The 21,247-nt window shown below is 69.6% G+C and carries 20 protein-coding genes and 1 pseudogene; 15 read left to right on the top strand and 6 right to left on the bottom strand.

Going from position 1 to position 21,247, the window contains the following annotated elements; translation table 11 throughout:
* Nucleotides 1-122 precede the first annotated feature (122 nt).
* Both LRS14_RS22240 and soxZ read left to right on the top strand, forming a co-directional pair.
* Complete coding sequence (locus tag LRS14_RS22240) at nt 123-554, top strand: thiosulfate oxidation carrier protein SoxY (protein ID WP_257801150.1); 432 nt, start codon at nt 123-125, stop codon at nt 552-554.
* Complete coding sequence (gene soxZ, locus LRS14_RS22235) at nt 551-871, top strand: thiosulfate oxidation carrier complex protein SoxZ (protein WP_046112530.1); 321 nt, start codon at nt 551-553, stop codon at nt 869-871. The genes LRS14_RS22240 and soxZ overlap by 4 nt, the downstream gene beginning before the upstream one ends.
* Before the next feature lie 25 nt (nt 872-896).
* On the opposite strand, the gene LRS14_RS22230 is transcribed toward soxZ, so the two are convergent.
* On the bottom strand, nt 897-2,120 hold the full coding sequence (locus tag LRS14_RS22230) for an MFS transporter (RefSeq protein ID WP_257801149.1): 1,224 nt from the start codon (nt 2,118-2,120) through the stop codon (nt 897-899).
* A 99-nt stretch (nt 2,121-2,219) separates the two neighbouring features.
* Between LRS14_RS22230 and LRS14_RS22225 the strand changes: the two genes are divergently transcribed.
* Nucleotides 2,220-3,158, top strand: a complete 939-nt coding sequence (locus tag LRS14_RS22225) for a LysR family transcriptional regulator (RefSeq protein ID WP_257801148.1) — start codon at nt 2,220-2,222, stop codon at nt 3,156-3,158.
* A 31-nt stretch (nt 3,159-3,189) separates the two neighbouring features.
* On the opposite strand, the gene LRS14_RS22220 is transcribed toward LRS14_RS22225, so the two are convergent.
* Nucleotides 3,190-4,017 (bottom strand): MipA/OmpV family protein, encoded by an 828-nt coding sequence (locus LRS14_RS22220; RefSeq protein ID WP_257801147.1) that lies wholly within the window; start codon nt 4,015-4,017, stop codon nt 3,190-3,192.
* A gap of 143 nt (nt 4,018-4,160) precedes the next feature.
* Here LRS14_RS22220 and LRS14_RS22215 point away from each other — a divergent pair, with 143 nt between their 5' ends.
* Nucleotides 4,161-4,829, top strand: a complete 669-nt coding sequence (locus LRS14_RS22215) for a response regulator transcription factor (RefSeq protein ID WP_257801145.1) — start codon at nt 4,161-4,163, stop codon at nt 4,827-4,829.
* A complete protein-coding gene (locus tag LRS14_RS22210; RefSeq protein ID WP_257801144.1) occupies nt 4,819-6,102 on the top strand; it encodes a HAMP domain-containing sensor histidine kinase in 1,284 nt (427 codons plus the stop codon). The genes LRS14_RS22215 and LRS14_RS22210 overlap by 11 nt, the downstream gene beginning before the upstream one ends.
* A gap of 30 nt (nt 6,103-6,132) precedes the next feature.
* On the opposite strand, the gene LRS14_RS22205 is transcribed toward LRS14_RS22210, so the two are convergent.
* Both LRS14_RS22205 and LRS14_RS22200 read right to left on the bottom strand, forming a co-directional pair.
* Nucleotides 6,133-7,044, bottom strand: coding sequence for a response regulator transcription factor (locus LRS14_RS22205; RefSeq protein ID WP_046112524.1), 912 nt, complete (start codon nt 7,042-7,044; stop codon nt 6,133-6,135).
* Nucleotides 7,041-10,457, bottom strand: coding sequence for an ATP-binding protein (locus tag LRS14_RS22200; protein WP_257801143.1), 3,417 nt, complete (start codon nt 10,455-10,457; stop codon nt 7,041-7,043). The genes LRS14_RS22205 and LRS14_RS22200 overlap by 4 nt, the downstream gene beginning before the upstream one ends.
* A gap of 185 nt (nt 10,458-10,642) precedes the next feature.
* Between LRS14_RS22200 and urtA the strand changes: the two genes are divergently transcribed.
* The 10 genes and pseudogenes from urtA to LRS14_RS22150 all read left to right on the top strand — a co-directional run.
* Nucleotides 10,643-11,911 (top strand): urea ABC transporter substrate-binding protein, encoded by a 1,269-nt coding sequence (gene urtA / locus LRS14_RS22195; protein ID WP_257801142.1) that lies wholly within the window; start codon nt 10,643-10,645, stop codon nt 11,909-11,911.
* A gap of 109 nt (nt 11,912-12,020) precedes the next feature.
* Entirely contained in the window at nt 12,021-12,935 is a 915-nt protein-coding gene (gene urtB / locus LRS14_RS22190; protein WP_046112521.1) for an urea ABC transporter permease subunit UrtB, read from the top strand.
* Nucleotides 12,932-14,101, top strand: a complete 1,170-nt coding sequence (gene urtC, locus LRS14_RS22185) for an urea ABC transporter permease subunit UrtC (protein WP_257801141.1) — start codon at nt 12,932-12,934, stop codon at nt 14,099-14,101. Before urtB ends, urtC begins: the two co-directional genes overlap by 4 nt.
* A 61-nt stretch (nt 14,102-14,162) precedes the next feature.
* Nucleotides 14,163-14,906, top strand: a complete 744-nt coding sequence (gene urtD / locus LRS14_RS22180; RefSeq protein ID WP_257801140.1) for an urea ABC transporter ATP-binding protein UrtD — start codon at nt 14,163-14,165, stop codon at nt 14,904-14,906.
* A 27-nt stretch (nt 14,907-14,933) separates the two neighbouring features.
* Nucleotides 14,934-15,623, top strand: coding sequence for an urea ABC transporter ATP-binding subunit UrtE (gene urtE / locus LRS14_RS22175; RefSeq protein WP_257801139.1), 690 nt, complete (start codon nt 14,934-14,936; stop codon nt 15,621-15,623).
* 26 nt (nt 15,624-15,649) lie between these two features.
* Entirely contained in the window at nt 15,650-16,879 is a 1,230-nt protein-coding gene (gene fmdA / locus LRS14_RS22170; RefSeq protein WP_257801138.1) for a formamidase, read from the top strand.
* Nucleotides 16,880-16,894: 15 nt separating this feature from the next.
* Nucleotides 16,895-17,239, top strand: a complete 345-nt coding sequence (locus LRS14_RS22165) for a zinc ribbon domain-containing protein (RefSeq protein WP_257801137.1) — start codon at nt 16,895-16,897, stop codon at nt 17,237-17,239.
* A 91-nt stretch (nt 17,240-17,330) separates the two neighbouring features.
* Entirely contained in the window at nt 17,331-17,975 is a 645-nt protein-coding gene (locus LRS14_RS22160; protein WP_257801136.1) for a TetR/AcrR family transcriptional regulator, read from the top strand.
* Between the two features lie 29 nt (nt 17,976-18,004).
* On the top strand, nt 18,005-18,991 hold the full coding sequence (locus LRS14_RS22155) for an MDR family oxidoreductase (protein ID WP_257801135.1): 987 nt from the start codon (nt 18,005-18,007) through the stop codon (nt 18,989-18,991).
* A gap of 19 nt (nt 18,992-19,010) precedes the next feature.
* Nucleotides 19,011-19,121, top strand: a pseudogene (locus LRS14_RS22150) (alkylhydroperoxidase); the annotation flags it as partial.
* Here LRS14_RS22150 and LRS14_RS22145 read toward each other — a convergent pair.
* Both LRS14_RS22145 and LRS14_RS22140 read right to left on the bottom strand, forming a co-directional pair.
* Nucleotides 19,103-19,477: a DUF3325 domain-containing protein gene (locus LRS14_RS22145; protein ID WP_257801134.1), complete on the bottom strand. Its 375-nt coding sequence runs from the start codon at nt 19,475-19,477 to the stop codon at nt 19,103-19,105. The pseudogene LRS14_RS22150 and the gene LRS14_RS22145 overlap by 19 nt on opposite strands.
* Complete coding sequence (locus LRS14_RS22140) at nt 19,470-21,221, bottom strand: PepSY domain-containing protein (protein ID WP_257801133.1); 1,752 nt, start codon at nt 21,219-21,221, stop codon at nt 19,470-19,472. Before LRS14_RS22140 ends, LRS14_RS22145 begins: the two co-directional genes overlap by 8 nt.
* Nucleotides 21,222-21,247: the final 26 nt, after the last annotated feature.

Genomic DNA, 21,247 nt, shown 5'->3' with positions numbered 1-21,247 from the left:
TACGCCAGTCGGCACGCCTTACCGACTCCAAACCGGTCATGCCTTGCCAGGACTAGCATCGGCCCATGAAGCGCCCGTCCACCCTTCCATCGCCCCGGCGGCGCGCAGCCTTGCAGCAAGGCATGGAGATGGCCTGGCGTGTCGCCAACCTGCTGGCCGGCCTCGGGCTGCTGCCGGCCACGGCTCAAGCCGCGGCGCGGCCGGCCTTCGAGGCGCGCAGCCTGCCGGCGCTGATGCAGGTGCTGGGTGCGGACACACCGGTGGAAAGCGCCGAGGTGCTGCTGGAAGTGCCGGACGTGGCGGAAAACGGCGCGGTGGTGCCGGTGCGCCTGGCCGCGCTGGTGCCGGGCGTGCGGCAGCTGCTCTTGCTGGTGGAGAACAATCCCACGCTGCTGTGCGCGCAGTTCCAGCCGACGGCGGCGGTGGAGCCCGACTTCTCGCTGCGGGTGAAGATGGCCGAATCCACCGGCGTGCTGGCGGTGGCCCTGATGGACGACGGCCGCGTGCTCTACGCACGCCGGCAGGTCACCGTGGTGCTGGGCGGCTGCGCATGAGCGGGACCGCTCCCAGCCTCATCCGGGCTCGCCTGCTGGCCGATGGCCGGGTGGAAGTGCGGGTGCTGATGGCGCACGACATGGAAACCGGCCTGCGCCAGGATGCCGATGGCCGCCTGGTGCCGGCCTGGCACATCGAGCAGGTGGAGGTGGCTTTGAACGGCCAGCCGGTGCTGCAGGCTCATTGGGGCACGGCGGTGTCGCGCAACCCCTACCTGCAGCTGATGCTGCGCGGGGCCCGCGCGGGCGACCGCATCGGTGTGCGCTGGCAGGACAACCGCGGCGGCCAGCGCAGCGACGAGGCGCTGGTGGGTTGACCGCCCGCCATCCGGCGCCGCCCGTTCACTCTTGCCGCGTACGCAGGCGCACCGCCAGCGCGGCCAGTGCCGCCGCCGTGGCCAGCGCGGTCACGCCCGGCCAGCCCCAGCTGGACAGCGCCACGCTGCCCAGCGCGGCGCCCAGGGCCATGCCCACGAACACGCCGACGAACAGCACCGCATTCAGCCGGCTGCGGGCGCCGGGCTCGATGCCGTAGACGATGGACTGGTGCGCGATCAGCGTGGCCTGGATGCCCAGGTCGAAGCCCACCGCCGCCAGGCCCAGCAGCCACAGGCCCGCGCCGGGCGGCAGCAGCGGCAGCGCCGCCATGCCGGCGAAGGACAGGGTCACCAGGCCCGCGCCCCAGCGGGTCACCCGGCCCGGGCCGCCCCGGTCGGCCATGCGGCCGGCCAGCGGCGCGGCCAGCGCGCCGGCGGCACCGGCCAGGCCGAAGGCACCGGCGGCCGCGCTGCCCAGGTGGAAGGGCGCGGCATGCAGCATCACCGCCAGCGTGGACCAGAAGGCGCTGAAGCCCACCGACAGCAGGCCCTGCGCCAGCGTGGCCCGGCGCAGCGCCGCATGGCGCCGCCACAGCTGCGCGAGGGAACCCAGCAGCGCGCCGTAGGCCAGCCGGGTGGTCGGCTGGAAGCGCGGCAGCCCGCGCCAGGCCGCCGCGCCCACCGCCACGATGCTCAGCGCCGCGGCGATGAACACCGCGCGCCAGCCGAAGTGCTCGGCCACGAAGCCGCTGACCACCCGCGACAGCAGGATGCCGCCCAGCAGCCCGGTCATCACGGTGCCCACCACCTTGCCGCGGTGCGCCTCCGGGGCCAGTGTGGCGGCGGCGGGCACCACGTCCTGCGCCAGCGTGGCGGCCAGGCCGATCACCAGGCTGGCCGCCAGCAGCCAGGCCACGCCCGGCGCAGCGCCGGCCACCAGCAGCGCCAGCGCCAGCACCGCCGCCTTGATGACGATGATGCGGCGGCGGTCGTAGCGGTCGCCCAGCGGTGCCAGCAGGCCGATGCCCAGCGCATAGCCCAGCTGCGTCAGCGTGGGCACCAGGCCCACGGTGCGTTCGCTGGCGCCGATGTCCGGGCCCAGCACGCCCAGCATCGGCTGGCTGTAGTACAGCGAGGCCACCGACAGCCCGGCCGCACCGGCCAGCAGCGCCACCAGGGAACGGGGCAGGGCGGCTGGAGCCGGGGTGGCAGGAGGGACCTGCGTATGCGGAGCGGGAATGGAAGCCATGGGGAACAACCTGGGATGGAACGACAGTGCCGCCAGTGTGACGAGCACAACGGGCGGCTGGTAGTGGCGGCGGCTGCACAGTGCTCATACGATGGGCGCATGAAGGACGCCGAACTCACTGCCCCGCTGTCGCTGGACCGCATCGCCCTGATGCAGACCTTCGTGCGCATCGTGGAGGCCGGCAGCCTCTCGGCCGCGGCGGTGCAGCTGGGCACCACCCAGCCCACCGTCAGCCGCCGGCTGCAGGCGCTGGAGCGGGCGCTGGGCCTGCCGCTGCTGATGCGGTCCACCCACACGATGAAGCTCACCGAGGACGGCGAGCGCTGCTACCTGCGCGCGCGCGAACTGCTGGACGGCTGGCAGGCGCTGGAGGCCGACCTGCGCGGTGCGGTGGACGAGCCCGAAGGCACGCTGCGCGTGGTGGTGCCGCATGCCTTTGGCCAGCAGCGGCTGGTGGCGCCGCTGGCGGCCTATCTTCGGCGCTGGCCGCGGGTGAACGTGGAATGGCTGCTGCACGACGGCACGCCCAACTTCGTGGCCGACGGCATCGACTGCGCCATCCATGTGGGCGCCGTCACCGATCCGTCGGTGGTGGCCATCCGCCTGTCACAGGTGCCGCGCATCGTGGTGGCCGCCCCCGGGGTGCTGGGCACGGGCCCGCGGCCCACCCATGCGGCCGAACTGGCCGGGCTGCCCTGGCTGGCGCTGCGCACCTACTACCGCGACGAGATCACCCTGGTGCACGACACCACCGGCGAGCAGGCGGTGCTGCCCCTGCGCCCGCGCATGGCCACCGACAGCCTGTACGCGCTTCGCAGCGCCGCGATGCTGGGCCTGGGCGTGGCCGTGGGTTCGGCCTGGGTGATGGCCGACGCGCTGGCCGAAGGCAGCCTGGTGCAGCTCACGCCCCGCTGGTGCGCCGAGCCGCTGCCGGTGTGGCTGGTCTATCCCCAGGCCCGCTATCACCCGGCGCGCCTGCGGCGCTTCGTGGAGGTGATGCGGGGCGCGATGGAGCGGGTGGTGAATCCGGCTGGATGAGAAGGAGCGGGCTTCAGCGGACCGGGCCCTTCTAGAAGCGATAGACAACCCCGACGCCCACCTCGGCCTCATACCTGCTGCGGGCAATCGGGCTGTCCTTGATGTCGCTGCCGAAGCGCTCGTAAAGCGCCTCGCCGAACACCTGCCAATGGTTGTTGATGTTGTGGCGGAAGACGTAGTTGAGCCCCAGCGAGCGGAATCCGCCGCCCAACCGGGTCTGGCTCAAGCCGGAGGCAGCCGACTGCCGTGCGGTGATGCCGAAGTCCTTGTTGGCCCGCTTGCTGTCGTGAAACACCGCGACGACGTTGATCTCGGACCCCGTCCCGTCGAGCCTGTCGCCAAAGCGCCGGCCCACGCCCAGCAGGCCCAGGTTGCCATGGCGTCCGGTCACCACCCGACCGATGGCCCAGTACCGCCAATTGGCATCGAGCGCACGACGCGCCTGCAGCACCAGCTCCACGTTGTCGTCCGTGTCGCCGAGTCCCCGCAAACGACGGTCATCGGAATCGCTTTCCTTGCGGCCCTCGTCGAAGCCCACGGCGGCCTCCAGCAGCCAGGTGTTGGCGCGCAGTCCACGCCAGCCCAGTGCCTGGCCGGCCCAATAGAAGACATCGTCCCCTCGGCGCCATTGCACGGCACCCGCCGGCTCGACCCCGAAGCCGAACTCGTCCGAGCCTTCGTAGGCGGATTCATATTCAAGGCTCAATCCCAGTGCAAAGGCCCATCCATCCTTGCCGCGAGTGAAGTCGTCGACGGAAGGCAAGGGGACCAACGCCGTCCTGCCGTCTTGCGCCGAGGCGGTGTGCAAGCAGCAGGCTTGCATGACCAAGACCAACAGCCAGCCCGTGAGCTTCTTCATCTGACAGCCTTCCTGCAGGAGTTCCCACATGACGCGTGCAGTGCGCCGGAACTGCCGGATACTGACTTTGCACGCCTCGGCCATCTTAGGAAGCCCTCCGTGAACCAAACGTCACACGCCCTCGTCGTCGTGGCCGCATCGCCATGCGGGTACTGATCCTCGAAGACAGTCTGGCGCTGGCCGGTGCCTTGTCGGACTACCTGGAGCTGCGGGGCTGCGCGGTCGACCTGGCCTTCCATGGGCAGGCGTTCCTCGATCTGGCGAAGGGTGCGCGATTCGATGTCTACGTGCTCGACGTGGCCGTTCCGGGGATCGACGGGCTGGAGGTGTGCGAGCGACTGCGCAGCGAGATGCGCGACGAGACGCCCGTGATCTTCCTGACCGCACGCGACACGCTGCAGGACAAGAAGGTGGGCTTCGCACGCGGCGCGGACGACTACCTGGTGAAGCCGTTCGAGATGGAGGAGCTCCTTCTTCGCCTGCAGGCGCTCACGGCCCGAGGGCGACGTCCCGAGGTCTCCACGCAGGTGCTGGGCGAAGTGATGCTCGACCACGGTGCAGGCCTCGTGGTGCGCAACGGCCGGCGCATCCGGCTTCACGAGCTGCAATGGCGGGTGCTGAAGATTCTCGCTGCGCGCTCACCGCTGACCGTGGAGCGCGCCGTGCTCGAGCGGGAACTGTGGGGCGACGATGTGCCAGACAGCGATGCGCTGCGCACCCACATCTACCGGCTGCGCAATGCGCTGACCATCACCGGGGAACGCGAATTGATCGAGACGGTCCATGGCAAGGGGTGGCGCCTTGTCCGGTGAGGGCAGCTTCCAGCGGCGCCTGCGCCGGGCGTTCATGCGCTTCGCCGCGGCCACCGCGCTGCTCTATGGCTTGCTGATCTACCTTGTCTCGCTCGGGACCGAAGAGTATCTGCTGCGCCGCTACCTTGGCGCCGTGGTGGAGCACGCGATCGCGCAGATCGAGCGCCCGGGCGGGGACGCCGCCACGCAGGGCATGGTGGAGCGGGTTCGGGCGCTGGCGCCGCCTGCGCATCCCGGCGCGCTTCTCGCGCCGGGCCTGGAGGTGGTGCGCTTCTACGTGCGCGCCTCGCCGGACCTGCCGGCCTGGGCGGCCTCGTACGGGCCGGGTACGCACCGCCGGCGCGACGACGGCACCATGCTGCGTGTCGTCTCGATCAAGGGCGGCAGCGATGCGCTCTATGCCGTCATCGATGGCGACGGGATTCTCGACATCGACGACCTGGAGCCCTATGCGCTGCTCACGCTGCTGCTGGTCGGCGCGGCGGTGACGGCCCTGAGCGGCGCCATCGGCGGCATGCTGGCGCGCCAGCTCGCGATGCCGCTGGTCGCCTTGACGCGGGAGGTGAACGGCCATCGCGAAGGACCGGTGGCGTTTTCGGGCGCCCAACGCGGCGACGAGGTGGGCGCGCTCAGCCGCGGCTTCGCGGCGCTCGTGGCCCGGCTCAGCGACTTCCTTCAACGTGAGCGGGAATTCACGCGCTTCGCAAGCCATGAGCTGCGCACGCCGGTGGCGGTCTTCAAGAGCAGTCTTGCCGTGCTGCGTGCAACCGACGAGGCGCCCGTGCGTGAACGGGCGCTGCTGCGCATGGAACAAAGCGCCAACGACATGGCGGATCTCGTCGCCGCGCTGCTGGCGCTGGGCCGCCGCCCGGAAGAGCAGGGCGACCGTGACCTGCAGGAGCTTGACCTCGCGTCGATCATCCAGGACCTGCTCGATCGGCTTGCCCCATTGGCCATGCAGAAGGGGCTGCGGATCGAGCGGCAGCTGGATGTGCATGTGCGCGTGCAGGCGGCCCCGGGCCTGGGTCCGGTGCTGATCGACAACCTTCTGCGCAACGCCGTGGCCTACGCCCACAGCTGGATCGTGGTGCGGGTGGACGCCAAAGGGATCGCGATCGAGAACGACGTGCAGGGGCAGCCGCGCAGTGCGGCCTCGACCGGCTATGGGCTTCAGATCGTCTCGCGCATCTGCGAGCGGGAGGGCTGGGTGTTGACGCATGGGCGCCACGGCGGCCGCTTTGCCGTGCATGTGGCGTTTGCAGCAAGCAGCTGAATGGCAGCCCGCCGGGTCGGCCATCGGGCCTCACCCGCCGCCCGCCACCCCGCCCCGGCTCGCCAATGCCGCCGCTGCCGCCCGCGTCTCCACGCCCAGCTTCTCGAACACATGCTCCAGGTGCTTGTTGACCGTGCGCGGGCTCATGCCCAGGATCTCGGCGACGTCGCGGTTGGTCTTGCCCTTGGCCACCCAGCTCAGCACCTCGGCCTCGCGCGGGGTGAGGGCGGCCAGGCTCAGCCGGGTGGGTGGCGCGGCGCTGGCCGCGCGCAGCTGCAGCAGCAGCATCTGCTCGCCCAGGCCGGCCGGGCCCAGCGGCTGCACCGTGAGCACGCGGCCATCGGGCGCGGTGCATTCGCGGGCCGCGGTGCCCGGGGCCGCCAGCGCGTGCAGCAGCTCGGCCAGGCGGGCCGCGCCGTCATCGGGGAACAGGGCGGCCAGCCAGCTTGCGGCTTGCGGTGATCGCCAGGCCACGCGGCCGTGGCTGTCCAGCACCAGCACGCCGAAGCCGGCCACGTCCACCGCCTCGCGGGCCAGCCGCACGCTGCGCGCATTGCGCACGTGGGTGGCCAGTCGCGCCAGCACCTCCTGCGCCTGCAGCGGCTTGACGACGTAGTCCACGCCGCCGCACTCGAAGCCTTCGACGATGTGCGGCGTCTCGCTCAGCCCGGTCATGAAGATCACCGGGATGTGCGAGAGCGCCGGGTCGGCCTTGACCAGCCGGCAGGTGTCGAAGCCGGACAGCCCCGGCATCACCGCGTCCAGCAGGATGGCGTCGGGCACCACCAGGGCCAGCCGCTCCAGCGCGGAGGTGCCGTCGCGGGCCACCAGCACGGTGTAGCCGTCGTCCTCCAGGGCGGCCACCAGCGGGCCGAGGGACTGCGGCGCGTCGTCCACCACCAGCACGATGCGCGTCAGGTTCATGGCTTCTCGGGCACTCATGTGGATTCCTCTTCCTTCATCTCGTCATCGGCCTGGTCGCGCAGCAGGCCGGCCAGTTCGTCGGCCAGGGCGTCCAGTTCGTAGCGGTCGACCGCCTGGCGCAGGCGGGCGATCTCGGCGGCGCAGTCGGGATGGCTGCGCATGGCGTTGTCCAGCGTGCGCTGCAGGCCGTGCACATGGCCCAGCCGCGCATCGCGCAGCAGCTCGCCCACCAGTCCCCGGGGCAGCACCGCTGCGCCCGGCGTGACCGGCGCGGCCATGCCGCCGGCCGCCCAGTGCGGCAGCGCCAGCTCGGCCAGCCATTCGATCTGCAGGTGCTTCTGCAGCTGCGCCAGCAGCTCCGACTCCATCACCGGCTTGTCGACGAAGCCCTGGCACTGCGCGGCGGCCAGGCGGTCGGCCTGGTTCTCGAAGGCATTGGCCGAGACGATGATGATGGGCAGCGTGGCGAAGCCCGCGGCCCGCAGCGCCAGCGCGGTCTGCCAGCCATCCATGCCGTCCATCGTCAGGTCCAGCAGCACCGCGTCGGGCAGGTGCTCCTGCACGCTCTCGATGCACTCGCGGCCGCTGGCCGCCTCGCGGATGCGAAAGCCCAGCGGCATCAGCATGCCGGCCAGCATCTGCCGGTGGGTGGGCTGGTCGTCCACCACCAGCAGCGTGCGCCGCGCGCCGAAATAGCCGCTGACCGGCCGGTGTGTGGGCCGGGCCACCGCCGGCTCGCCGATCTCGCGCAGGTACAGCCGCACGGTGAAGGTGCTGCCCTGGCCGGGCGTGCTGCGCAGGGTGAGTTCACCGCCCATCAGCTGGGTGAGCAGGTGGGTGATGGTCAGGCCCAGGCCGGTGCCGGGCTCGCCGGTGCGGCGGCCGGCGCTGCCGCGCTCGAAGGGCATGAAGATGCGTTCCTGGTCTTCGGCGGCGATGCCGATGCCGGTGTCGATCACCTCGAAGCGCACCACCTCGCGCCGGTAGTCCAGCCGCAGCGTGATGCCGCCCTGGTCGGTGAAGCGCACCGCATTGCCCAGCAGGTTGATGAGGATCTGCCGCAGCCGCTTGGCGTCGGCCTTCACGTAGGCCGGCACGCGGCCGCTGGTCTGCACCGCGAAGGCCAGGCCCTTGGCCTCGGCCTGCGGCTGCACCATGCGCACCAGGTCGTCGAGAAATTCGTGCATGGCCATCGGCGCGGGGTCGAGCCGCAGGCGGCCGGCCTCGATGCGGGCCAGGTCCAGCAGGCCTTCGATCAGGCCGCGCAGGTGCTCGCCGCTGCGGTGGATGGTGTCGACCGACGCGCGGTGCGCGCCCTGGATGCGCTCGTCCTTCAGCATGATCTGCGCATAGCCCAGGATGCTGTTGAGCGGCGTGCGCAGCTCATGGGTGATGCCGGCCACGTAGCGGGTCTTGGCCTGGTTGGCGGCCTCGGCCAGGTCCTTGGCGGCCTGCAGCGCGGCATCGGTGCGCTTGTGGGCCTCGATCTCGCGGGTGAGCAGCTGGTTCTGGCGGTTGGATTCGTCCTGCGCCATGCGCCGGCTTTCGCTGGCCAGCACGATCCACCAGGCGGCCACCGCGATCACCAGCGACAGCAGCGCGAACACCTTCAGGAAGGGCGCGCTCAGCAGCTGGGGATCCGCCGCGCCCACCACCGTCTCCTGGTCGTACACCACGCCCAGGATGGTGGCCAGCAGCGCCACCAGCGACAGTGCCACGCCCAGGTACTGCGCCACCCGGCGGTGGCTGTGCACCGCCATCGAGGGCGGCAGCAGCGCCGACAGCGCGCGGCCCACCTGCTCGGACGCACGCGCGCCGGTCTTGCAGCGGTCGTGGCAGCGCGATTCCAGCGTGCAGCACAGGCTGCAGATGGGCGCCTCGTAGGCCGGGCACTGGGCCATGTCCTCGGACTCGAAGGTGTTCTCGCACACCGAGCAGGTGACGATCTGCCCCGGCGCCCACGGCTGCGCGTTGCGCCGGGCCACGTACCAGCGCCCGCGTGTCCACCAGGCCAGCGCGGGCGACACCGCCAGCGCCGTGGCCAGCGCGATGAAAGGGGAGAAGGCAGCAGCCAACGGCCCGAACAGCCCGGCATGCGCGGCCACCGCCAGCAGCGCCGCCACCAGCATCGCGCCCAGGCCCACGGGGTTGATGTCGTAGAGGTAGGCGCGGCGGAACTCGATGCCGCGCGGGCTCCAGCCCATCGGCTTGTTGATCACCAGGTCGGCCACCAGCGCGCCCACCCAGGCGATGGCCACGTTGCCGTACAGGCCCAGCACCCGCTCCAGCGCCTCGAACACGCCCAGCGTCATCAGCAGCACCGCGATGAGCACGTTGAACACCAGCCACACCACGCGGCCGGGGTGGCTGTGCGTCAGCCGCGCGAAGAAGTTGCTCCAGGCCAATGAGCCGGCATAGGCATTGGTGAGGTTGATCTTCACCTGCGCCACCACCACGAAGACGATGGTGGCCAGCAGCACCCACTGCGGGTTGTCGAACACGTAGCCGAAGCCGGCGATGTACATCTGCGTCGGGTCGCCCGCCTTGTCGGTGGCCACCTGGTGCTGCAGCGCCACGAAGGCCAGGAAGGCACCGCCCAGCATCTTCAGCATGCCGGGCACGATCCAGCCCGGGCCGGCCACCAGCACCGCGGCCCACCAGCGGCGCCGGCTGGCCGGCGTGCGCTTGGGCAGGAAACGCAGGTAGTCCACCTGCTCGCCGATCTGCACCACTAGGCTGAAGGCCACGGTGGTGGCGGCGCCGAACATCACCGGGTCGAAGCCCGCGCTGCCCGACACCCGCCCGGCCAGGCCGCCGAACTGCGCGAAGAGCTGCGGCTCCTTGACCACGATGGCGATGAAGGGCAGCAGGAACAGCACGATCCACACCGGCTGCGTCCACCACTGCAGCCGTGAGATGAGCGTGATGCCGTGCATCACCAGCGGCACGATGAGCAGCGACGACAGCAGGTAGCACAGCAGCAGCGGCCAGCCGAAGTACATCTCCAGCGCATGGGCCAGGATGGCCGCTTCCAGCGCGAAGAAGATGAAGGTGAAGGTGGCGTAGATCAGCGAGGTGATGGTGCTGCCCAGGTAGCCGAAGCCGGCGCCGCGGGTGAGCAGGTCCATGTCCACGCCATAGCGGGCCGCGTAGTAGCTGATGGGCAGGCCGGTGAGGAAGGTGATGAGCCCCACCACCAGGATGGCCCACAGCGCATTCTCGAAGCCGTAGCTCAGCGCGATGGCCGCGCCGATGGCCTCCAGCGCCAGGAACGAGGTGGCGCCGAAGGCCGTGTTGGCCACGCGGAACTCGCTCCACTTGCGGAAGGTGCTGGGCGTGTAGCGCAGCGCGTAGTCCTCCAGCGTCTCGTCGGCCACCCAGCTGTTGTAGTCGCGGCGGATGCGGAAGATCTTCTGCGTGGGCTGCGCCAACTTGGGACTCCTGGCTCGAAGGCGCGGGTGCGTTGCAAGAAGCGAACCCAAGGCCGCGGCAGGCCGCTGCACCGGCGCGGGGCGGCTACGTTGAATGACGTATTCGTGCGCAGGGCGGGTGCCCACAACATGCAGCCCAACGGATCTTCCACGCCACCCGACCCCCCCGCCTGCCAGGAGCGACCATGTCTTCCAACGACCGCGACACCCTTGCCGACCAAGCCGACTTCCAGCGCCGCCGCCGGCTGCTGCAGGGCGCCGCCGCCCTGCCGCTGACCGGCCTGGCCGGCATGGCCTGGGGCCAGCAGTTCCCCACTGCCAAGGTCAACACCACCAAGCTGGCCGTCACCGACACCGAGGTGACGGTGGGCCAGCTGCACTCGGCCACCGGCACGATGGCGATCAGCGAGACCGGCTCCATCCAGGCCGAGCAGCTGGCCATCGACCAGATCAACGCCATGGGCGGCGTGCTGGGCCGCAAGATCAAGGTCATCAAGGAGGACGGCGCCAGCGACTGGCCCACCTTTGCCGAGAAGAGCAAGAAGCTGCTGGTCAACGACCGCGTGGCCGCGGTGTTCGGCTGCTGGACCTCGGCCTCCCGCAAGGCCGTGCTGCCGATCTTCGAGAAGGAGAACGGCATGCTCTATTACCCGACGTTCTACGAAGGCCTGGAGCAGAGCAAGAACGTGATCTACACCGGCCAGGAGGCCACGCAGCAGATCCTGTGGGGCCTGGACTGGGCGCAGAAGACCAAGGGCGCCAAGACCTACTTCCTGGTCGGCTCCGACTACATCTGGCCGCGCACCTCGATGAAGATCGGCCGCAAGCACATCGAGAACGTGCTGAAGACCAAGGTGGTGGGCGAGGAGTACTACCCGCTGGGCCACACCAACTTCAACTCGTTGATCAACAAGATCAAGGTGGCCAAGCCCGACGTGATCTTCGCGGCGGTGGTGGGCGGCTCCAACGTGGCCTTCTACAAGCAGCTGAAGGCCGCGGGCGTCACCGCCGACAAGCAGTTCCTGCTGACCATCTCGGTGACCGAGGACGAGGTGCTGGGCATCGGCGGCGAGAACATGGCCGGCTTCTACTCGTCGATGAAGTACTTCCAGAGCCTGGACAACGAGAACAACAAGAAGTTCGTCGCGGCCTTCAAGGCCAAGTACGGCAAGGACGCGGTGATCGGCGACGTGACGCAGGCCGGCTACCTCGGCCCCTGGCTGTGGAAGGCCACGGTGGAAAAGGCCGGCAGCTTTGACGTGGACAAGGTAGCCGCGGCCTCCGCCGACATCGAGCTGAAGACCGCGCCCGAGGGCTACGTGAAGCTGCATCCCAACCACCACCTGTGGAGCAAGACCCGCATCGGCCAGGCCCAGCTCGACGGCCAGTTCAAGGTGGTGGCCGAATCGCCCGCGCTGATCGAGCCGAATCCGTTCCCCGAGGGCTACAAGTGATGCAGCCACGGTGCTGGCAGGCGGGGCGGGCCGAGCGCCGGGCCGCCGCAAGCCCGCCCGCCGTCCCCTCGGGGGACCGGGCGGCGTACCTGACGCACGAGGGGCCGACATGACTCTCAACGACATGTGGAACATCGGGCTGATGCAGGGCTTCGCCGGCCTCAGCCTGTTCTCGGTGCTGCTGCTGATGGGCCTGGGCCTGGCCATCATCTTCGGGCAGATGGGCGTGATCAACATGGCGCATGGCGAGTTCATGACCATCGGCGCCTACACCATCTACCTGTTCTCGCACCTGGCCGAATCGCATGCGCCCGGGCTGGTGCAGGCCTACTTCCCGGTGGCCATCGCGGTGGCCTTCGGGCTGGCCTTCGCGGTGGGCTGGGGGGTGGAGTGGGCGGTGATACGCCACCTCTACCGCCGCCCCCTCGACACCTTGCTGGCCACCTGGGGCCTGTCGCTGGCGATGCAGCAGATCTTCCGCTCCACCTTCGGCGCCAAGGAGGTGAGCCCCACGCTGCCCGACTGGCTGATGGGCAGCTGGGCACCGTCCGAAGGACTGGACATCCCGATCAACGGCCTGTTCGTGATGGCGCTGACGCTGGCCGTGACCTGCGGCGTGCTGCTGGCGCTGTACAAGTCGCGCTGGGGGTTGCGGGTGCGGGCCACGGTGGCCAACCGGCCGATGGCCAATGCCACCGGCATCAACACCCGGCGCACCGACCGGCTGACCTTCGCCATCGGCTGCGGCATCGCCGGCGTGGCCGGTGCAGCCTTCACCACCATCGGCTCCACCGGGCCCACCTCGGGCTCGCTCTACATCGTCGATGCCTTCCTGGTGGTGACCTTCGGCGGCGCGGCCAGCCTGCTGGGCACGGTGGTGTCGGCCTTCGGCATCGCGCAGACGCAGTCGATCAGCGAGTTCTTTATGACGGGTTCGATGGCCAAGGTGCTCACGCTGTCGGCCATCGTCGTCATCCTGATGTTCAGGCCGCAGGGCCTGTTTGCAGCGAAGGTGCGCAAATGAACGGCGCAAGGGTATGGATGGCACGCAGCGGCATGGCCAGCGTGCTGGTGCTGGCGGTGGTGCTGCTGGTGGTGTTTCCGCTGACGCTGGACCTGTTCCGCCTGAACCTGGTGGGCAAGTACCTCAGCTATGCCTTCGTGGCGCTGGGCCTGGTGATGCTGTGGGGCTGGGGCGGTGTGCTCAGCCTGGGGCAGGGCGTGTTCTTCGGCCTGGGCGGCTACGGCATGGCGATGTTCCTGAAGCTGGAGGCCAGCGACCCCGTCACCACCAAGATCCAGAGCACGCCCGGCATCCCCGACTTCATGGACTGGAACCAGGTGACGGAGCTGCCGGTGTGGTGGCTGCCCTTCCACAGCTTTCCGCTCACGCTCTTGTTGCTGCTGGGGGTGCCCACGCTGCTGGCCTGGATCATCGGCTTCGCGATGTTCAAGCGGCGTGTGGGCGGGGTGTACTTCGCCATCATCACGCAGGCGGTGGCGCTGATCCTCACGGTGCTGATCATCGGCCAGCAGGGCTATACCGGCGGCGTCAACGGCATGACCGACCTGAAGACGCTGATGGGCTGGGACACCCGCACCGACAGTGCCAAGCTCATCCTGTACTTCACCTGCGTGGCGCTGCTGCTGGCTTCCATCGTGCTGTGCACCTGGGTGCAGAAGAGCAAGCTGGGCACGCTGCTGCTGGCGATGCGCGACAAGGAGGACCGGGTGCGCTTCTCCGGCTACGACGTGGCCAACTTCCGCGTCTTCGTGTTCTGCCTGTCGGCGCTGCTGTCGGCGGTGGGCGGCGCGATGTTCACGCTGCAGGTGGGCTTCATGTCGCCCTCGCTGGTGGGCATCGTGCCGTCGATCGAGATGGTGATCTTCGCGGCGGTGGGCGGGCGCATGTCGCTGGTGGGCGCGGTGTACGGCGCGCTGCTCGTCAACTACGGCAAGACGTACTTCTCGGAGAGCTTCCCGGACCTGTGGCTCTTCATGATGGCCGCGCTGTTCCTGGGCGTGGTGCTGGCCTTCCCTGACGGCCTGGCCGGTGTGTGGAACGACAGGATCGCGCCGCGGTTGAAGCGGCTGGGGCAGGGCAGGGCGAAGCCCGTGGCGCCGCCGCCGGTGGTGGCCGAGCCCAAGCCGCCGCGTGAGCGTGGTGCCGCCGAAGGAGCTGCCGCATGAGCGCCGCACGGCCGCCCGAAGGCGCTCGCACCGCAGGCCGCCAGGCCGGAGGTAATTCGCTATGAGCAATACCGACTTCGCGCTGGCAGTCGAAGACCTCACAGTGTCCTTCGACGGCTTCAAGGCCATCAACGACCTGACGCTGTACGTCGACCGCAACGAGCTGCGCGTGATCATCGGCCCCAACGGCGCGGGCAAGACCACGCTGCTGGACCTGATCTGCGGCAAGACCCGCGCCAGCCACGGCAGCATCAAGTTCAAGAACCAGGAGATGACGCGCATGTCGGAGCACCGCATCGTGCGGGCCGGCATCGGGCGCAAGTTCCAGACGCCCTCCATCTACGAGAACCTCTCGGTCTTCAAGAACCTGGAGGTGAGCTTTCCGCGCGGGCGCAGCGTGTTCGGCGCACTGGCCTTCCGCTGCGACGCCGAGGTGCGCGACCGGGTGCAGGCCGTGGCCGACGAGATCGGCCTCGGCACGGTGCTGCAGACCGAGGCCGGGCTGCTGTCGCACGGCCAGAAGCAGTGGCTGGAGATCGGCATGCTGCTGATGCAGGAGCCCGAGCTGCTGATGCTGGACGAGCCCATCGCCGGCATGAGCGTGCGTGAACGCGAGCTCACCGGCGAGCTGCTGCAACGCATCTGCAAGGGCCGCTCGGTCATCGTCATCGAGCACGACATGGACTTCGTCAAGCGCATCGCCCACAAGGTGACGGTGATGCACCAGGGAAAGATCCTGGCCGAAGGCTCGATGGACCAGGTGCAGAACGATCCGAAGGTGATCGACGTGTACCTCGGCCATTGAACGCAGCCACCCACAGGAGCAGCACGCATGCTGAACGTGAAAGACCTGCACGTGGCCTATGGCCAGAGCGAAGCGCTGCACGGCATCGACTTCTCGGCCAAGCGCAACGAGACGGTGGCCATCATGGGCCGCAACGGCATGGGCAAGACCACGCTGTTCAAGAGCCTGATCGGCATCCTGCCGGTGCGCAGCGGCGCCATCGAGGTGGACGGCCAGGACGTGACCAAGCTGGAGAGCTTCCAGCGTGTGGCCAAGGGCATCGCCTATGTGCCGCAGGGCCGCATGATCTTCCCGACGCTCACCGTCACCGAGAACATCCAGACGGGGCTGGAGAACGCCAGGAGCCAGCGCATCCCCGACGAGATCTATGCGCTGTTCCCGGTGCTGTTCGAGATGCGCCACCGCAAGGGCGGCAACCTGTCGGGCGGGCAGCAGCAGCAGCTGGCCATCGCCCGCGCGCTGGTCACCAACCCCAAGGTGCTGCTGCTGGACGAGCCCACCGAAGGCATCCAGCCGTCCATCATCAAGGACATCGCCCGTGCGCTGAACGAGATCCGCAAGCTGCGCGAGATCACCATCGTGGTGAGCGAGCAGGTGCTGAGCTTTGCGCTGGAGGTGGCCGACCGCCTCTTCGTGATCGAAGGTGGGCGGCTGGTGCACGAGAGCCCGCGCGCCGGCATCGACGCCGAGCGCATCAAGCAGTTTTTGTCGGTTTGAACCACCACACAAGCAGGAGAGCGACGATGCCCGAGACCCTGATCAAGGTAGACCTGAACCAGCCCGCACCCAGCAACGAGATGGTGCACAACCGCTGGCACCCCGACATCCCGATGGCCTGCTGGGTGAACCCCGGCGACGACTTCGTGCTGGAGACCTACGACTGGACCGGCGGCTACATCAAGAACAACGACAGCGCCGACGACGTGCGCGACATCGACCTGACCACGGTGCACTACCTGTCGGGCCCGGTGGGCGTGAAGGGCGCCGAGCCCGGCGACCTGCTGGTGGTGGACCTGCTGGACATCGGCGCCAAGCCCGACAGCCTCTGGGGCTTCAACGGCTTCTTCAGCAAGAACAACGGCGGCGGCTTCCTCACCGAGCACTTTCCGCAGGCGCAGAAGTCGATCTGGGACTTCCACGGCATGTTCACCAGCTCGCGCCACGTGCCGGGCGTCAACTTCGCGGGGCTGATCCACCCGGGGCTGATCGGCTGCCTGCCCGACAAGCCGATGCTGGACCTGTGGAACGAACGCGAGACCGGCCTGATCGCCACCGACCCGAACCGCGTGCCCGGCCTGGCCAACCCGCCCTTCGCCGGCACCGCGCACCTGGGCAAGCTCACCGGTGATGCAGCGGCCAAGGTGGCGGCCGAAGGCGCGCGCACCGTGCCGCCGCGCGAGCATGGCGGCAACTGCGACATCAAGGACCTGTCGCGCGGCAGCAAGGTGTTCTTCCCGGTGTATGTGGAAGGCGCGGGCCTGTCGGTGGGCGACCTGCACTTCAGCCAGGGCGACGGCGAGATCACCTTCTGCGGCGCCATCGAGATGGCGGGCTGGGTACACATGCGCGTCACGCTGATCAAGGGCGGCATGGCCAAGTACGGCATCAAGAACCCGATCTTCAAGCCCAGCCCGATCACGCCCAGCTACAACGACTACCTGATCTTCGAAGGCATCTCGGTTGACGAGCAGGGCAAGCAGTACTACCTGGACGTGGCGGTGGCCTACCGCCAGGCCTGCCTGAATGCCATCGAGTACCTGAAGAAGTTCGGCTACTCGGGCGCGCAGGCCTACAGCATCCTGGGCACGGCGCCGGTGCAGGGCCACATCAGCGGCGTGGTGGACGTGCCCAATGCCTGCGCCACGCTGTGGCTGCCCACGCAGATCTTCGACTTCGACATCAACCCGAGCGCCGCCGGGCCGGTGAAGCACATCGACGGCAGCATCGACATGCCGCTGTCGCCCGACCGCTGAAAGCCGACGCAGAGCATGCCCACCTACGACTATCGCTGCGAGGCCTGCGGCCCCTTCGAGGCGCTGCGCCGCATTGCCGACCGCGAGCAGCCGCAGCCCTGCCCGGGCTGCGGCATGGCCGCGCCACGCACCTGGCTGGCCGCGGCCCGCATCGCCGACATGGACCCCGGGCTGCGCACGGCACTGGCGACCAACGAGCGGGCGCGGCATGAGCCGAAGCGCTCGGGCGACTATGCGCGGCTGAAGCATCCGTCGGGCTGCGGCTGCTGCTCGGTCAGCAGCCGCCGCACGGCCACGGTGACGGCCGCCAACGGCAACAAGGCCTTCCCCAGCAAGCGGCCCTGGATGATCAGCCACTGAAGGCGCACGGCGGCCATCGGCCGCCATTGTCTAGACGACCGGTCTAAATTCAACCTAGAATTAGACCGGCCCGTCTAATTGCGCCTCGTCGATGACCACCGCCCCCGTGCTGCCCCGCCGCCGCGGCCGACCGCCGCGGCTCGGCGCATCGCCTCGACCGGACACCCGCGAGCACCTGCTGCGCACGGGTGTGGCCGTGCTGACCGAGAAGGGTTACTCGGCCGTCGGCATCGACGAGATCCTGCGGCTGGCGCAGGTGCCCAAGGGCTCGTTCTATCACTACTTCGGCAGCAAGGAAGCCTTCGGCCAGGCCTTGATCGCGGCCTACGCCGCCTACTTCGCCAACAAGCTGGACCGCTGTTTTGCGGATGCTTCGGTGCCGCCGTTGCAGCGCCTGCGCCACTTCATCGCGGACGCCCGGGCGGGCATGGCGCGGCATGGCTTCAAGCGCGGTTGCCTGGTCGGCAACCTGGGGCAGGAAATGGGCACGCTGCCCGAATCGTTCCGGGCCCAGCTGCAGGAGGTGTTCATGGACTGGCAGGCGCGCACCGCCGCCTGCCTGGCCGAGGCACAACAGGCCGGCGAGATAGCGCCGCAACTGGACTGCAGGAACCTGGCCCAGTTTTTCTGGATCGGCTGGGAAGGTGCCGTGCTGCGCGCCAAGCTGGAACGCTCACCCCAGGCGCTGGAGGTGTATGCGCAGGGCTTTTTCCAACTCATGCGCGCCCAACCCTGACCGCGCAAACCTACCAGGAGGCACCCACCATGTTCCGCGGATTGCTGATCGACAAGACGGACGGACGACAGGCGACTGCCGTGCAGCAGTTGAACGAAGCCGACCTGCCTGCGGGCGACGTCACCGTGCGCGTGGCCTGGTCCACCTTGAACTACAAGGACGCGCTGGCCATCACCGGCCGCTCGCCCGTGGTGCGCCGGTTTCCGATGGTGCCGGGCATCGACTTCGCCGGCACGGTGGAAGCCTCGGCCGACCCGGCCTTTGCCGTCGGCGACGCGGTGGTGCTCAATGGCTGGGGCGTGGGCGAAGTGCATTGGGGCGGCCTGGCGGAGCGGGCACGTGTACCCGGCCAATGGCTGGTGCCGCTGCAGGCACCGTTCACGCTGCGGCAGGCCATGGGCATCGGCACGGCCGGCTACACCGCGGCCTTGTGCGTGCTGGCGCTGGAACGCCACGGCGTGAGGCCCGACCAGGGCCCGGTGGTGGTGACCGGCGCTGCCGGTGGTGTAGGCAGCGTGGCGGTGGCCATGCTCGCCAAACTGGGCTACGAGGTGGCCGCCGTCACCGGCCGGCCGCAGGAGGCCGACTTCCTCAGCGCGCTGGGCGCGCGCCAGGTCATCGACCGTGCCGAGCTTGCCAAGCCCGGCAAGCCGCTGGACAAGGAGCGCTGGGCCGGTGCCGTCGATGTGGCAGGAGGCCAGTTGCTGGCCAATGTCTGCGCGGCCATGCGCTACCGCGGCGTGGTCACGGCCTGTGGCCTGGCCGCCGGCATGTCGTGGCCGGCCAGCGTGGCACCGTTCATCCTGCGGGGCGTCACCCTGGCCGGCATCGACAGCGTCATGGCCCCGGTCGCCGAGCGCCTGCAGGCCTGGCGTCGCCTGGCACAAGACCTCGACGTGGCGCTGCTGGAAAGCCTGATCCGCGACATCGAGCTGGACGAGGCCATCGGCGTTGCCGCCGAGCTGCTGGAAGGCCGCGTTCGCGGCCGCGTTGTTGTGCGTGTCGGCGCCGCGTAGGCCGCTGCCGGAGCCACTGGACGACGTCCGGGACATCGCCGGCATTGCAGCGTTCTTCGGCCTCTGCAACCGCATGGCCAACGTGACCAGCATGCGGCCGAACGACGACTTCTACACGCTCGGGCGTTGAGCGGAACCCGCGCTGGCGGCGCTGTGCCTGCCGCGCCTTCCGGCCAGGCACCCGACCCAGCGCGGTCGCCACGCCAGCAGCAACGCCACGCCGATGGCGGCCACGGCCAGGGCCATGAACCACACCAGCACGGCCATGGTCGGGTGATCAGCGGCCAGGCACAGCAGCAGCGATGCGGCCAGCGCCGTGGCGCCCAGCGCGCGCAGCAGCCGCACCGTGCCACGCGGCGGTGCCGCCGTGTTGCGGGCCTGCTGCCAGTGCGGCTCCATCGCCAGCGCCAGCCAGGCCAGGCCGACGAAGGCGCACAGCAGCGCGCCGGCCAGCAACACGGGCGCAGGCAGGAAGGCTTCAGGCATGCCCGGCCTCCGGCATCTGCGGCGCCCGACCCGGTTGCGCCGGGGCGCTTGCGGCGGCGTGGCTGCTGGCAAACCTGCCCGTGTCCCTGCCGGCAGGCGTGCCCGTGCCGTCGACCACGTTGCCCCGCGCCCGCTGGCGCACACGCCGTGCTGCCACCAGCGCCAGCGCCGCGGCGCCCAGCAGCACCAGGTCCACGCCGGCCACCGGCCAGTAGCCATCGGCCAGGGTCTTCAGCAGATGGTCGCCGGTGGTCAGCGCATTGAGCAGCACCGCAGCCACCGCCAACACGGCCACGGCCCAGCATTGCTCGGCCCAGGCCGGCGCGACGCGCGCCTGCAGCTCCGGCGCCGTGCGCCACCAGGCATGGCCGAAGGCCAGCAGCCAGGCGGCCCAGAAGATGCGCTCCTCCCACACGCCGCGCATCGGCAGCGCCTCGGGCAGCAGGCGGTTGGCCACCAGCATCGTGGCGGTGGCGATCAGCATGCCGGTGACGGTGGTCACGGCCAGCGCATCCACCACGCGGCTGCCGGCCTGGCCCTTGGCCGCATGCTGCTTCTTGCGCTTTTCCACGAAGAAGATGAAGCCGGTGGCGATGCAGGCGCAACCCGCCAGTCCGCCTGCGAAGTACAGCACCCGCAGCAGCCAGTGGCGGAAGTGCTGCAGGTGCAGGCCGGTGATGAAGTTGTTGATGCCGTCCACCATGTTCACCGGCTCGTCCTCGCGGATCACCTCGCCGGTGGGGCCCTTGAAGTGGATGCCTTCGCCGGTGAGCGTCACGCGGTCGGTGCCGGCGCGGAACACGCTGACGGTGGCGTTGGCATCGCCCACGTGGTGCACCGTCAGCATGCCCACGTCGCCCGCCATGCCGCGCGCGGCCCAGCGGCGCTGGGCCTCGGCCACCATCGCATCGACCGACGCCAGGCCGGCGGGCACGCCCGCGGCCTCGTGCGGCAGGCCGGTGCGCAGCGATTCCGCATGCTCGTGGGCCTTGGCCAGCGGGGGCAGCATCGTCTCGCCCACCGGGAAGTACATGGCCGCGAAGATCACCAGCCCCGACAGCGCGAACATGAAGTGGAAGGGCAGGGCCACCACGCCGGTGAGGTTGTGCAGGTCGAGCGCGCTGCGCTGGGTGTGCTTGCGCGGCCGGAAGGTGAACAGCTCGCGGAAGATCTTGCGGTGCATCACCACGCCGCTGACCAGCGCGGCCAGCATCACCAGCGCGGCCAGGCCGACGATCCAGGTGCCCAGCTCCTTCCAGTGCAGGTGCAGGCTGTAGTGCATCGGATAGAAGAACTGGCTGCCCAGCTTCAGCCGGTCGTCGGGCAGGGCCTGGCCGGTGCGCGGGTCCAGCGTGGCGATGCCGTACACATGGTCGTTGTCGGGGTCCTTGGGGTCGGGGAGCTCGAAGCCCGACCACACCGTCAGCACCGGGTCGCGGTGGGTGGTGTAGGCGCCCCATTCATGCAGCGGCATCACCGCCGGCAGCGGGCTGTTGCTGCGGCCCCGGGCCTCGTCCAGCGCCGCCTGGTTGGGCACGATGCGGCGGAAGGCCGGCTCCAGCAGCTTGTCGAACGACGGCATCGGCTGCGGCTCGAAGCGCGTGGAGGGAATGGCCCAGCGGTCGATCTCGCGGTCGTACACCGAGAGCGATCCAAAGAAGAACACGGCCATCAGCACGAAGCCCAGCACCAGGCCGAACCAGGTGTGCAGCCAGGCCATCGACAGGCGGAAGGAAGCGAACATGCGCAAGGTCTCCGGAAGGATGGGCG

The sequence above is a fragment of the Aquincola sp. J276 genome, assembly GCF_024700035.1.
Classification (GTDB): Bacteria; Pseudomonadota; Gammaproteobacteria; order Burkholderiales; family Burkholderiaceae_C; genus Aquincola; species Aquincola tertiaricarbonis.
Note: the sequence above shows the minus strand (reverse complement) of the source record. Positions and strands in the feature narration are given on the sequence as shown.